The sequence below is a fragment of the Paenibacillus senegalensis JC66 genome (genome assembly GCF_000285515.1).
In the GTDB taxonomy this organism is placed as follows: domain Bacteria; phylum Bacillota; class Bacilli; order Paenibacillales; family NBRC-103111; genus Paenibacillus_L; species Paenibacillus_L senegalensis.
Genome location: NZ_HE610959.1, coordinates 565,807 through 577,740, shown reverse-complemented (window position 1 = coordinate 577,740; position 11,934 = coordinate 565,807). Strand labels below are relative to the sequence as shown.

Here is an 11,934-nt window from a genome sequence, read left to right as displayed (position 1 = left end):
CTGTAAGCTGGGCAAATACTGATCTGTTTATGGTATGCATGTAAATGGGCGGCGGTTCCCTCCATGCTAAAAAGAGACTAGCCCGCATACAGTAAAGTAAATGCAGTACAAGACTAGCTTTTTGGGGGGGGATGGTATGTTCAGCAAAATCATTCTTAGTATGGCCGCACTGAGGGTTATTTCCGGAACACTGGAAATTTTGGCGGCGATCTGGATTTTAAGATTGAATCAGGTAGATAAGGCCTTAATGGTCAATACCGGCTTGGCCGTGGTGGGGCCGCTAGTTCTATTAACTACGACAACCATCGGTCTGGTAGGCATCGCAGATAAAATCTCTCTGGGCAAATTCGCTTGGATTATCGTTGGAGTTTCTTGTATTTTTATTGGCATTCTGAAGAAGTGAACTAGCATATTTTTTATAGCCAAGCATAAGTATGTTTGTAGACACTGGACAACTTTGGAGGCGGAAAAAATGATAGAGTCAGTGCTTTCCGTACTCTCTCACCATTTAAAACTTGTGATCAGACAGCTATCTGCCGCCGAGCTTAGCGAATTGGAGGAGCTTAGAATCCGCCAGAATCGTCCTTTGGAGATAATCAGCAGAGGGAGGTCCCGCTTTCTGACAGCCGATGGCACGGTGACAGACGAGCCTGGCAAGGCTTATCATCCAACCTCGGAAGATTGCGCCAAGCTCCTCGATTTGTTGACCAATCATTCCGTCTACTCCTATGAAGAGGAGCTGAAGAGAGGCTTCATCACGATTAGCGGCGGGCATAGGGTCGGACTAGCCGGCCGGACTGTTTTGGAGCAGGGGCAGGTAAAGCTGCTTCGGGAGATCAGCAGCTTTAATATTCGCATAGCCAGGGAAAGAACGGGCTGCGCGTCGCAGCTGCTGCCGCTGCTTTCCGATGCCAGGGGCGGATCCATTCTTCTGGTATCGCCGCCGCAGCACGGCAAAACAACGATGCTCCGCGATTTGGCGCGATCTATCAGCGGCGGCTATACTTGTGGGCAAATCCGTGTCCCCGGCAGAAAAGTCGGAATCATTGATGAGCGGTCGGAAATTGCCGCTTGCGTCAAAGGAGTGCCCACCTTCGATGTCGGTCCGCGCACGGATGTGCTTGACCATTGTCCTAAAGCGGAAGGCATGATGATGATGATTCGTTCCATGTCACCAGAAGTGCTGATTGTTGATGAACTGGGTAGAGACGAGGACGCTGCTGCGGTTCATGAAGCGATTCATGCAGGAATTCAAGTGCTGGCTACCGCCCATGCGGCCAGTCTCGGTGATATTGAGAAGCGCCCCGGCTTGCGCACTCTTTACGAATCAAGGGCGTTTTCAAGATACATTGTGCTGCGAAAATTGCAGGATAAAGTGCGGGTTGCTGCAGCGTTTGATGAATCGGGATCAGCTCTGACGCTAGCTGCGGCTGCAGGGACAAGCGGCAGATAGCGGAAGGGGGAGGGAATGAATGCTTAACGTACTGGGGGCGGTGCTGATCCTTTTTGCCTCAACAATGTTCGGCTTCCGCCAGTCGCTTCAGCTTTCTCGGAGACCTAAACAAATCCGTGAACTGATCCAGGCTTTGCAGCGGCTGGAGACGGAAATTGTGTATGGATTTACCCCCTTGTCTGACGCTTTGCAGTCAGCGGGAAGGCCATTCTCCCCCGCTATTGCCGCCTTATTTCAAGAGGCCGCCGGCCGGCTCGAATCGGATCAGGGCAGGACAGCAGAAGAATGCTGGGCGCGGGCTGTAGAAACAGTGTGGGCGGATACTTCCATGAAAACGGGCGAGCGTGAAGTACTGGAGCGGCTCGGATGTTCTCTAGGAATTTCGGACCGCGATGACCAGCAGAAGCATATCAGGCTGGCTGTAACCCATCTGCAGGCCGAGGAACAGAAAGCCAGTACCGCTCAGCAAAAGTATGCCGGGATGTGGAAAAGCCTGGGGTTATTGGCAGGCGCACTGATTGTCATCATCATGGTTTAGCCATCGCAGCAGCACGAGTCCTAGTTAAAGTAATTATTCATCCATCGGACAGGTTGTTGGAGCAAAAAAAGAGGTGCCGCTTATGAACGTGGATGTTAACGCGATATTTCAAATAGCGGGGATTGGCATTATTATTGCCATGATTCATACCGTTTTGAAACAAATGGGTAAAGAGGACATGGCGCATTGGGTAACTGTAATAGGTTTTGTCGTAGTCCTGTTTATGGTTGTCAGTATGCTCAATGAGCTGTTTAAGGAGATCAAGACGATATTCCTGTTTCAGTAGGTGAGTGCGGTGGAGATTATTCAAATTGTCGGTTTGGGGCTGCTTGCTACCATTCTGATTCTGGTTCTCAAACAGCAAATGCCGCTATTTGCCTTTTTGCTAGCCGTGTTTACCGGAATCGTCATCTTTCTGTTTTTGCTTGGCAAAATTTCGGATGTCATTGATGTCCTGTCTGATCTAGCAACGAAATCCGGGATTGACCCGGTGTTTCTTAAAACGATTCTTAAGATTATAGGCATTGCCTACATTGCAGAATTCGGTGCACAAGCAGTCAGAGATGCAGGACAGGAATCGATTGCCGCCAAGATTGAGCTGTCTGGAAAAATTCTAATTATGGTCATGGCGATTCCAATAATCTCGGTTATTATCGAGACGGTTGTCAACTTGCTGCCCACTTGATGCGGTTGTTTAACAAACAGGAGCTGATGAAAGATGATCCGTAGCAACTCGCTGGCCAAGACCATAATTGTAGGACTGGCTATACTGCTGTACATGCTGGGTCCTGCAGTGGTCCTAGCAGTATCAGCTTCTCCGGCCAGTCCGGCTGATATTCTCATTCGCGAGCAAGCGGAGCATCTGCCTACAGATAAGGTGGAGCAGTTCTGGGAAAATCTTATGAAAGAATACGGAGGATTTTTTCCGGAAGGACAAACACCTGGCTTTATCGAGCAGTTGGTACCTGGCAATCAGGGCTTCAGCTTTTCCGGTGTCATGAAGGGCTTGCTTTCCTACTTTATGCACGAAGTGCTGCTCAACGGAAAGCTGATGCTGACGATCGTCATGCTAACGGTATTCAGCATGATACTCGAAACGATGCAGAGCGCATTTGAAAAAAGCAGTGTGAGCAAAATCGCTTTTGCAATTACTTACATGGTTATGATTGTAATTGCGATTAACAGCTTTAGCGTTGCGATCGGTTATGCTAAAACGGCCATAACGAATATGATCCATTTCATGGTTGCGGTTGTTCCGCTGCTTATGACACTGCTCGCCTCCATGGGGAATCTGGCTACCGTATCCATCTTGCACCCGCTCATTGTGTTCATGATTCACACGACGGGTACTGCGATTTACGTTGTTGTGTTTCCTCTATTGTTCTTTTCCGTTGTTCTGCATATCGTCAGCTCGCTTTCCGATAAGTATAAATTGACTCAACTGGCTAATTTGATCCGCAAGGTGAGTGTAGGGGTTCTTGGTTTTTTCGTCACCGTATTTCTCGGTGTCGTGTCAGTCCAAGGCATTACCGGAGGTGTTACCGACGGCGTAACTCTCCGTACAGCCAAATACATTACCGGTAATTTTATTCCGGTGGTGGGCAGACTGTTCGCGGATGCTTCCGATACCGTAATCGGCGCCTCGCTGCTGGTGAAGAACGCGATCGGTCTTGTAGGAGTCGTCATTCTGGTTCTGCTTTGCGCTTTTCCGGCTGTGAAGATTTTGACTCTGGCCTTTATTTATCTCTTGTCCTCAGCAGTCCTGCAGCCGCTAGGTGACAGTCCGATAGTCAGCTGTTTGCAAACGATCGGGAAAAGCATGATCTATATATTTGCGGCAATGGCTGTAGTCAGTCTGATGTTCTTCCTGGCGATAACGGTGATGATTACCGCTGCCAATGTTACGGTCATGATGCGGTAGCGAGATCTTATCTTGGAGGGGATGGCGATGCAATGGCTCAGCGATTGGCTGAAACAGCTCATTATCATTGTTATGCTGGCGGCATTCGTCGACTTGCTCTTGCCAAACAGTGCGATGCAGCGGTATGTCAAGCTTGTGGTCAGCCTGTTTCTCGTTCTGATACTGCTCTCACCGATTATCCAACTGCTGAATTCTCCCAAAGAAGTGGAGCAAATGATAGCCAGTATTGACGAGCAGCATCAGAGAGGGCCCGGGACGGCGATTCCGGCCTTAGCCGAAATTTATGAACAGGGTGAACGGCTGGCTCGTGACAACGAGCTGCAAGCGAAACAGCTGGTGGAGAAGCAGCTTGCCGAGCAGTTAAGCAGGGAGCTGGCACAAGCAACCGGAGAGACGGTACGCCAATTGGAGGTGAGTACGACAAAAGATGAGCAGGGCAACCCTTACATATCAAGTGTGCAGGCCGTACTTGCAGTCGTAGCTGAAGAATTTGATGGGAACGCAAGCTCTGCAAGCACAGAGCAGCAGAGACCGATCGCCCACATGGAGCCAATCCGGCCAATCCAGCCGGTAGAGCCGATCAGAATCGGGAGTGAAGCTCGTGCGCAAGCCTCTATCGACACAGCAGGAAGTTCCGCTTCCTTAGAGTCTGACGCCGAGATAGCTGCTTCCGCCTCATTGCAATCACGGCGAGAGGTGGCCAGTCATTACATCAGCTCTGCCTGGCAGGTGGAAGCGGAGAGAATTACGGTAACATTCGATCATGATAATCGCTAATCGTTAAATTGGTTTGTTAAGAGAGGAAGCCAATATTCTGGAGAGGTGCTTATGGGAAAGCTGTGGGAAACCATCGAGAAATGGGTGAGCGGGGGGCCGGGAGGACCCAAAAGGGTGCAGAGCTTCCGCTGGCTGCTGATTATAGGGCTTATCGGGCTGGCTTTAATGATCATTAACTCTTTTGTGTCCATAGAAGATGTTGACCCCGCAGGCACTACTCCTCCAGAACAAAGCAGCCAACAGGCTCTGGCCGATCTCGGACAAGGGGAAAAATCGTTGTTCCGGGAATACGAGGAAGCATATGAGTCCCAGCTCCGAGATTTGCTGCAAAAAATTGTCGGTGTAGGTGAAGTGGAAGTGCTGGTAACGATTGAGTCAACCGAAGAAATAACCGTAGAAAAAAATAACAGAGAATCACAGCAGATCACCAATGAGCGCGACCAAAACGGCTCCAATCGTAATGTGACAGATATAACACGCAGCGGGGAAGTGGTTATGCAGCAGAAGTCAGGCGGCGAATCTCCGCTCGTGCTTAAATACATTAAACCAAAAATCCGGGGGGTGGTAGTTGTTGCGAATGGAGCAGAAAATGCAACGGTAAAAAAGCTGATCTTAGAAGCTGTGGGAAGAGGCTTGGATGTGCCGGCTAACCGGATTTCGGTCGTTCCAAGAAAGCAATAGATTGCGAAATCGTAAGAACGCAAGTGTCCGCTTTCGAAGCAGTTTTATCTCTAATTTTCTTGTCATGTAATGAAAACAGTCATGCCATTGAAGGCTCAGACACAACTCCAGCATGAAGAATAACCAAGGTTGGCCAAGGTGGCGGGGTTCGCGGGCGTGTTGCCTGTGCTTTGTACGAAATGTCGTACAAATTCATGGGGTTGAAGTGCGATTTCCGAAGATTTGTATGAAACGTCGTACAAATTCAGGGGATTTAAGGCAAGCGACCAGCAATTTGTATGAGAAATCGTACAAATGCATGCGATTTAGGTGCCATTACCGGAGATTTGTATGACAAATCGTACAAATGCAGGGCTTTAAGAGCTATTAAGGAGCTGCAGCCAGTGTTTCAGACGAAATGTCGTACAAATCATGTGATTGAGATGCGATTACACGAAATTGCTCATCATGCGGGGCGTTTTATTTTCACAGAAAATCATCAAAAAACTTAAGCCCATGCTTCCGAAGCAGTTTTTTCTCCTAATTTATTTCTTAAATTTAATCAAAAAAACTTGGAGGTATCCCAAATGAATTCCAAAAGGCAAACAATTTGGCTCGTATCCATGCTTAGCTTAATGGTTGTCCTGTCTGCGTATTATTTGTTCTCCGAAGATGTCAACCAGCTCGATCTGAACGCGGATGGGACGGTTATCGAAGATATTAACGTAAGCAGCGAAGTAATCGGCCACGATCATGAAGGTGGAGCAGAAGCAGAGACTGGAGCAGGAGCTGACACTGGTGCTGAAGAGACTGGGGCAGAAGCCGCCAATGAGCTTACTCCTGAGGATCAGGAAGTTATCAGCCGGCTTGAAAATCAGCAGCATTCTACCAGCGAAGAATATTTTGCAGCGATGGCCATCCAGCGTGCGGAAGAACTCTACAGGCAAATGGATGAGCTGAGAAGCATCACGGTCAATCAGGAAAAGAGCGATGAAGAAATCGGCAGCGCTTATGACCAGCTTCAAAAACTGGAAACTACGCTTGCCAAGCTGGACCATATTGAGGGAGTTCTTAGCCAAAGCTATTCGCAAGCTGTAGTTCTCGAGGAAAATGACAAATGGAAGGTTGTTGTCCAGGCTGACAAGCTGGAGAAAAGCGAAGCGGTTAGCATAGCTGATCTGGTCATGGAAGAAATGAACATCGGCGCGGAGAAATTACAGATTCAGGTCATTCAGTAAAGCGTCTCCAGCCGGGTAAGCAGCTTCCTGGCGAACGCAGCAGTCTGACCCGAGAGCCCGGATAAACTGGGCTCTTTCTATTTCTTTTGTTTATGATATAATTACAACGGTACAAAGCTTTGCGGCTACTTAAAAGTGGACAGGAGCTTACGCTCCTGCAGCTTTTGCCCGCTTTTTATGTTTGCATAAACCGTAAGGAGTGAACCGTGACATGTTTAATTTAAGCGAAATCAAGGAACTGATCAAGATGGTCGATGAGTCAACTATACAAGAGCTGGAAATCAAGAATGAAGGCAGCAAGCTGTTTATTCGCAAGCCGGGGAAATCGGAGACGGTCTATGTCAGTACACCAGCTGTCCAGCAGCAGCCCTTGATCGCTTCGCAGCCAGCCCCACAGGCTCCTCAGGAAGCCGCTGCAGCAACTTCTGCAGCACGGCCGGACGCCGCAAATTTACATACCATTGTCTCCCCTATGGTGGGTACATTCTACAAAGCTCCTTCGCCTGAGGCCGCACCTTATGTGCAAGTCGGCAGCAGTGTGCAGGAAGATACTACCGTTTGTATCGTTGAAGCGATGAAGCTGATGAATGAAATTACAGCGGAGGTTACAGGGGAAATTGTTGAGGTGCTGGTAGAAAATGGACAACTCGTCGAATTCGGCCAACCTTTATTCAAGGTGAAACCGAATTAATTACAAGCTACAGATCAGCCGCATGAACCACTTAACTGCGGCCTTCAGGAGGAACGTCAATGAAGTTTCAGAAAGTATTGATAGCCAACCGGGGGGAAATCGCGGTTCGGATTATCCGCGCTTGTCAAGAGCTTGGATTGGAAACGGTAGCTGTTTATTCCGAAGCAGACCGGGATTCGCTGCATGTAAGACTGGCGGATGAAGCCTATTGCATCGGGCCTACATTGTCGAAGGATAGCTATTTGAATTTTACTAATTTGATGAGTGTGGCTACGATTACGGAGTCTGATGCCATTCATCCCGGGTACGGCTTTCTAGCGGAGAATGCCGATTTCGCAGAAATTTGTGAACGGTGCGGAATTACGTTTATCGGACCTTCCCCGGAAGCAATCAGCAAGATGGGGGATAAGGCCGTAGCCAAGCAAACGATGAAAGAAGCAGGAGTGCCTGTCATACCAGGCTCCGATGGTCTTATTACCGAGATAGAGGACGCTGTGCGGATCGCCCGTGAAATCGGCTATCCTGTCATTATTAAAGCGACGGCAGGAGGCGGCGGCAAGGGCATCCGTCTGGCGGAGAATGAAGAGTCGCTAATTAAACAAATTACAACAGCGAGCCAGGAGGCGGAGAAAGCTTTCGGCAACGCCGGTGTTTACCTGGAGAAATATTTAACCGGCATGAAGCATGTTGAGGTTCAAATAATTGCCGACAAGTACGGTAATGTGGTTCACCTGGGAGAAAGGGATTGCTCTGTGCAGCGCAGAAGGCAGAAGCTTGTCGAGGAAGCTCCCTGCCCTGTATTAACTCCGGAAATTCGGGAAAGAATGGGGATGGCGGCGGTGCGCGCGGCCCGGGCCGTCAATTATTCAGGCGCAGGCACATTGGAGTTTCTTCTTGGCGAGGACGGTCAATTCTATTTCATGGAAATGAACACCCGTATTCAGGTTGAGCATCCGGTAACCGAGATGATCACAAAGGTGGACATTATTAAGGAAATGATTTGCGTGGCAGAAGGCCAGGCGCTGTCCGTAACTCAGGATGAAGTCGAATTTGACGGCTGGTCGATTGAATGCCGGATTAATGCGGAAGATCCCGATCGCAATTTCATGCCTTCCCCGGGCAAAATCGATTTTTACCTCCCAGCCGGAGGTCTTGGAGTGCGGGTTGACAGCTCGGCATACCCTGGCTATGTCATTTCACCGCACTATGACTCGATGATTGCCAAGCTGATCGTCTGGGGGAAAACGCGGGAAGAAGCGATTAGCCGCATGAAGCGGGCTTTATCCGAATTTTCTATTGAAGGGGTTAAGACGACCATTCCTTTCCATATGAAATTAATGGATCATCCTAAGTTCATAGAAGGAACCTTCGATATTAAATTTTTGGAAGAATACGAGGTATAGTTTTATCCTGCGCTGAAAGCTTGACTAATTATTTGTCATATTTTTTCAGCAATGGTATAGTAATTAAATAAGACAGACCTTGCCAGAACTCTTTCTATCCACTCGGTCTGAAAGCTGATCAGGAGGTAAGCGCTAATGAGTACAATTGTTCCGGATTACGAGAGAACGGATTTGGGGAATATTCAGATAGCTCCGGAAGTTATTGAAGTGATTGCCGGTTTGGCTACTATTGAAGTTGAAGGCGTTGCAGGTATGAGCGGAGGCTTTGCCGGCGGCATCGCCGAATTGCTGGGGAGAAAGAACCTCTCCAAAGGAGTTAAAGTCGAAGTAGGTCAACGGGAAGCAGCGATCGATGTATCGATTATTATCCATTACGGCAACAAGATTCCGGAAGTAGCCGGAGAGATTCAGCGGAACGTTAAGCAGGCTATCGAGTCTATGACCGGTTTGGATGTTATTGAAGTGAATGTTCATATTCATGACGTCCATTTCAAAGGCGCAGAGAAAGTAGTAGAAGAAGAAACTGCTATCAACCGGGTAAAATAACCGAGCCTTATCGTAAGAAGAGCCCCCTCGCAGCAGGGGGTTTGCTGTAGGAATAATTATCCGCAAGCCGCCCTTGAATCAGGTACATAGGTTCTGCTCTGGTTTATAGGATTAATAGAATCAACAACTATCTCCCCGTTTGCCGGGAATCGATGCGTCATGGGCGAGGCCGCTGATGAGGCATTATTTCCTGGATTTTGCGGGTCATTAGAAGGAGGGACAAGCTGCATTGGCCAAAATTATTGACCGCTTCCTGTTGTTTCTGTTCAGCCTGGCGATTATTATTGCTGCTTGCGTAATGCTGCTGGCAGCATTCAATGTCATTCCTTTTGATACTACCAGACAGTTTATTCAGCAGGTATATACTCACAATGTGACTGCTGCTGCTACGATTACTTCACTGCTTTTGATTATACTGATCAGCTTAAGACTGTTTATTATCTCGGTGAGGCCGGGTAAAGATCACGCGGCTTCCATCGATCAAAGAACCGATTACGGGGATATTAAGATCTCTTTGGATACCGTAGAAAACTTAGCGCTAAAAGCAGCTAATCGCACCCGTGGAGTTCGTGATTTAAAAGCCCGGGTGAGGGTGAATTCCTCCGGAATCGAGATTGAGCTGAGAACGGTTGTTGACGGGGAATCTTCCATTCCGGAGATGACTGAGGAAATTCAGCGCTCTGTTAAAGAGTTTGTAGAAGATATTACCGGAATTCCCGTGGCAGTAGTATCCGTGTATGTGGCCAATATTGTTCAGGCTTCTCCGACGTTCAAAAGCAGAGTAGAATAAGGGGGGTTCCTGTATGATGTTTTTCAAACAATTATGGGACAAACACCCCGGTACCGTAATAGGTACGTCTGCTGGCCTGTTCCTGGGAATTGTCTATTTGTTTTTCGGATTTTGGGACATGTTAATCTTTGCTTTTATCGTTTTCATCGGTTATTATGTGGGTAAAAAAACCGATCTACTGGAAGGCCGGGAGCAGGCGGACAGTCTTTGGCAATGGTTAACCGACAAATGGAGAATGTTCAGATAAATCCTGTAAAGGGCAACGGTCCGCTAGAAGTTGCTCTTCTACAGGTTTTTTTACCTGGTTATTTCATCTTCGAAGGGCTTTGTTAGATCCGCTGCTTCTTAAGAAATGATGCCGTTCGCCAGCAGGTGGTTTGAAAGTGAACGGGTTAAGGGTAAGCTTAATATTATAAACAAGGGCTCGGGAGGAAACTAGTAATGAAACGCCGATTGGCCAGAGAGCTGGCCTTGCAAAGCTTATATCAAATGCAAATGAACGAGGTCTCTCCTCAAGAAGCAATCCAGATGGTCATAGACGAAGCTCAACACGAGAACGAAGGCAAGCTTGACGTCAAGAATGAAGTTATTCATCCGGGCTATGTTGAAGAGCTGGTAGCCGGTACAATCCAGCATCGCGCTGAGATCGACCGGTTGTTGGAGCAATACATTAAAGGCTATACGATGGAGCGCCTGTCCAGGGTGGACCGGGAAGTGCTCCGTCTGGCTACGTATGAAATGATCTATCGCGATGATGTCCCGCCCAAGGTCGTCGTCAATGAGGCCATTGAGCTGGCTAAACACTTTGGGACCGAGGAATCCGGCAAATTCGTCAACGGAGTATTGGGAAAAATGATCCTCGAGCTGGCAAAGCTGAAGTCTCAAGTGTAGAGCCAGGCTATTGCTTATTAAGGGCCGCCATATGGCGGCCTTTGTCGGGTTATCTGGCAGCGGCTGCTTTACACGGGGTATTTAATCACGTTACACTGGATGTATTAACAGAAATCGTAAACCAATCCAAAGTGGAATGCTTATCATGGGAGGAAACCGTATGACAGCGGAAAGAATTAACGGAAAGCAAATTGTTGCCGAGCTCAGGGAGCAAATCTCCCATGAAGTCGGCTCTTTGACTGCGGAGGGCATTCGGCCTGGTCTTGCCGTCATTCTGGTTGGGGATGACGCAGCGTCGGCCGTCTATGTTCGCAATAAAGCAAAGGCTTGCGAGCAGGTAGGGATTCATTCGGAAGTACACCGGCTTCCTGCTGAAACGACGCAGGAAGAGCTGCTGCAATGGATCGAGCGGCTCAATCGGAATGACGAGATTCACGGAATTCTCGTGCAGCTTCCTTTGCCGAAGCATATTGATGAAGATGCCGTCATTGATGCGATCTCCCCTCTGAAGGATGTGGATTGCTTTCACCCGGTTAATGTTGGGAATTTGATGATTGGCAAGCCGTCGCTTCTTCCTTGTACTCCTGCGGGAGTCATTGAAATTCTGCGCCGGACAGGCACGGAAATAGCAGGCAAGCACGCTGTTGTAGTGGGCCGGAGCAACATTGTCGGCAAGCCTATGGCCATGCTCCTGTTAAGAGAGCACGCGACTGTTACGATCTGTCACTCGCGCACTCCTGACATGGAAGCTATAACGCGCCAGGCCGATATCCTGGTTGTCGGAGTGGGCCGCGCTCAAATGATCAAAGCCAATCATATCAAACCGGGGGCTGTCGTCATTGATGTCGGAATCAATCGTCTCGAGAGCGGTCAGCTTGTCGGTGATGTCGATTATGAGGATGCTGCAACCGTTGCGAGCAAAATTACCCCTGTCCCCGGGTGTGTGGGTCCGATGACGATTACGATGCTGCTGGCTAACACGGTGCAGGCTGCCCGGGCGGCAAGCGGGAAGGGATCCCTGTAAAT

At 48.7% G+C, this 11,934-nt stretch carries 16 protein-coding genes; all 16 read left to right on the top strand.

Translation table 11 applies throughout. From position 1 onward, the window contains the following. Positions 1–136 precede the first annotated feature (136 nt). The 16 genes from PSHG_RS14700 (at position 137) to folD (ending at position 11,932) form a co-directional block, all read left to right on the top strand. On the top strand, positions 137–403 hold the full coding sequence (locus PSHG_RS14700; protein ID WP_010274071.1) for a YqhV family protein: 267 nt from the start codon (positions 137–139) through the stop codon (positions 401–403). A gap of 69 nt (positions 404–472) precedes the next feature. Next, the gene (gene spoIIIAA / locus PSHG_RS14695) at positions 473–1,453 is read left to right on the top strand and encodes a stage III sporulation protein AA (RefSeq protein WP_010274069.1); all 981 of its coding nucleotides are present in this window, start codon (positions 473–475) and stop codon (positions 1,451–1,453) included. Between the two features lie 19 nt (positions 1,454–1,472). Further along, entirely contained in the window at positions 1,473–1,991 is a 519-nt protein-coding gene (spoIIIAB, locus tag PSHG_RS14690; RefSeq protein WP_010274066.1) for a stage III sporulation protein SpoIIIAB, read from the top strand. Between the two features lie 82 nt (positions 1,992–2,073). Further along, positions 2,074–2,277 (top strand): stage III sporulation protein AC, encoded by a 204-nt coding sequence (spoIIIAC, locus tag PSHG_RS14685; protein WP_010274064.1) that lies wholly within the window; start codon positions 2,074–2,076, stop codon positions 2,275–2,277. A gap of 9 nt (positions 2,278–2,286) precedes the next feature. Further along, on the top strand, positions 2,287–2,676 hold the full coding sequence (gene spoIIIAD / locus PSHG_RS14680; protein WP_026021388.1) for a stage III sporulation protein AD: 390 nt from the start codon (positions 2,287–2,289) through the stop codon (positions 2,674–2,676). A gap of 33 nt (positions 2,677–2,709) precedes the next feature. Then, positions 2,710–3,912, top strand: a complete 1,203-nt coding sequence (gene spoIIIAE / locus PSHG_RS14675; protein ID WP_010274061.1) for a stage III sporulation protein AE — start codon at positions 2,710–2,712, stop codon at positions 3,910–3,912. A gap of 27 nt (positions 3,913–3,939) precedes the next feature. Beyond that, positions 3,940–4,689: a stage III sporulation protein AF gene (gene spoIIIAF / locus PSHG_RS14670; RefSeq protein WP_010274058.1), complete on the top strand. Its 750-nt coding sequence runs from the start codon at positions 3,940–3,942 to the stop codon at positions 4,687–4,689. A 51-nt stretch (positions 4,690–4,740) separates the two neighbouring features. Continuing rightward, positions 4,741–5,370 (top strand): stage III sporulation protein AG, encoded by a 630-nt coding sequence (spoIIIAG, locus tag PSHG_RS14665; RefSeq protein WP_010274056.1) that lies wholly within the window; start codon positions 4,741–4,743, stop codon positions 5,368–5,370. Between the two features lie 566 nt (positions 5,371–5,936). After that, positions 5,937–6,587 (top strand): SpoIIIAH-like family protein, encoded by a 651-nt coding sequence (locus PSHG_RS14660; RefSeq protein WP_010274054.1) that lies wholly within the window; start codon positions 5,937–5,939, stop codon positions 6,585–6,587. 211 nt (positions 6,588–6,798) lie between these two features. Continuing rightward, positions 6,799–7,278 carry an acetyl-CoA carboxylase biotin carboxyl carrier protein gene (gene accB / locus PSHG_RS14655; protein ID WP_010274052.1) on the top strand — a complete coding sequence of 160 codons (480 nt, stop codon included), beginning with the start codon at positions 6,799–6,801 and terminating at the stop codon, positions 7,276–7,278. A gap of 59 nt (positions 7,279–7,337) precedes the next feature. Further along, positions 7,338–8,681: an acetyl-CoA carboxylase biotin carboxylase subunit gene (accC, locus tag PSHG_RS14650; RefSeq protein ID WP_010274050.1), complete on the top strand. Its 1,344-nt coding sequence runs from the start codon at positions 7,338–7,340 to the stop codon at positions 8,679–8,681. A gap of 135 nt (positions 8,682–8,816) precedes the next feature. Beyond that, a complete protein-coding gene (locus PSHG_RS14645) occupies positions 8,817–9,227 on the top strand; it encodes an Asp23/Gls24 family envelope stress response protein (protein ID WP_010274048.1) in 411 nt (136 codons plus the stop codon). 229 nt (positions 9,228–9,456) lie between these two features. Continuing rightward, the gene (amaP, locus tag PSHG_RS14640) at positions 9,457–10,017 is read left to right on the top strand and encodes an alkaline shock response membrane anchor protein AmaP (protein WP_010274046.1); all 561 of its coding nucleotides are present in this window, start codon (positions 9,457–9,459) and stop codon (positions 10,015–10,017) included. A 13-nt stretch (positions 10,018–10,030) separates the two neighbouring features. Next, positions 10,031–10,264, top strand: a complete 234-nt coding sequence (locus tag PSHG_RS14635; RefSeq protein ID WP_010274043.1) for a DUF2273 domain-containing protein — start codon at positions 10,031–10,033, stop codon at positions 10,262–10,264. 194 nt (positions 10,265–10,458) lie between these two features. Beyond that, a complete protein-coding gene (gene nusB / locus PSHG_RS14630) occupies positions 10,459–10,908 on the top strand; it encodes a transcription antitermination factor NusB (protein ID WP_010274041.1) in 450 nt (149 codons plus the stop codon). 160 nt (positions 10,909–11,068) lie between these two features. Further along, on the top strand, positions 11,069–11,932 hold the full coding sequence (gene folD / locus PSHG_RS14625) for a bifunctional methylenetetrahydrofolate dehydrogenase/methenyltetrahydrofolate cyclohydrolase FolD (protein ID WP_010274039.1): 864 nt from the start codon (positions 11,069–11,071) through the stop codon (positions 11,930–11,932). Positions 11,933–11,934 lie beyond the last annotated feature (2 nt).

What these genes read in the sequence shown, in the direction of transcription:
- PSHG_RS14700 (WP_010274071.1), top strand. Translation starts at nt 137, where the DNA reads ATGTTCAGCAAAATCATTCTTAGTATGGCCGCACTGAGGGTTATTTCC.
- spoIIIAA (WP_010274069.1), top strand. Translation starts at nt 473, where the DNA reads ATGATAGAGTCAGTGCTTTCCGTACTCTCTCACCATTTAAAACTTGTG.
- spoIIIAB (WP_010274066.1), top strand. Translation starts at nt 1,473, where the DNA reads ATGCTTAACGTACTGGGGGCGGTGCTGATCCTTTTTGCCTCAACAATG.
- spoIIIAC (WP_010274064.1), top strand. Translation starts at nt 2,074, where the DNA reads ATGAACGTGGATGTTAACGCGATATTTCAAATAGCGGGGATTGGCATT.
- spoIIIAE (WP_010274061.1), top strand. Translation starts at nt 2,710, where the DNA reads ATGATCCGTAGCAACTCGCTGGCCAAGACCATAATTGTAGGACTGGCT.
- spoIIIAF (WP_010274058.1), top strand. Translation starts at nt 3,940, where the DNA reads ATGCAATGGCTCAGCGATTGGCTGAAACAGCTCATTATCATTGTTATG.
- spoIIIAG (WP_010274056.1), top strand. Translation starts at nt 4,741, where the DNA reads ATGGGAAAGCTGTGGGAAACCATCGAGAAATGGGTGAGCGGGGGGCCG.
- PSHG_RS14660 (WP_010274054.1), top strand. Translation starts at nt 5,937, where the DNA reads ATGAATTCCAAAAGGCAAACAATTTGGCTCGTATCCATGCTTAGCTTA.
- accB (WP_010274052.1), top strand. Translation starts at nt 6,799, where the DNA reads ATGTTTAATTTAAGCGAAATCAAGGAACTGATCAAGATGGTCGATGAG.
- accC (WP_010274050.1), top strand. Translation starts at nt 7,338, where the DNA reads ATGAAGTTTCAGAAAGTATTGATAGCCAACCGGGGGGAAATCGCGGTT.
- PSHG_RS14645 (WP_010274048.1), top strand. Translation starts at nt 8,817, where the DNA reads ATGAGTACAATTGTTCCGGATTACGAGAGAACGGATTTGGGGAATATT.
- PSHG_RS14635 (WP_010274043.1), top strand. Translation starts at nt 10,031, where the DNA reads ATGATGTTTTTCAAACAATTATGGGACAAACACCCCGGTACCGTAATA.
- nusB (WP_010274041.1), top strand. Translation starts at nt 10,459, where the DNA reads ATGAAACGCCGATTGGCCAGAGAGCTGGCCTTGCAAAGCTTATATCAA.
- folD (WP_010274039.1), top strand. Translation starts at nt 11,069, where the DNA reads ATGACAGCGGAAAGAATTAACGGAAAGCAAATTGTTGCCGAGCTCAGG.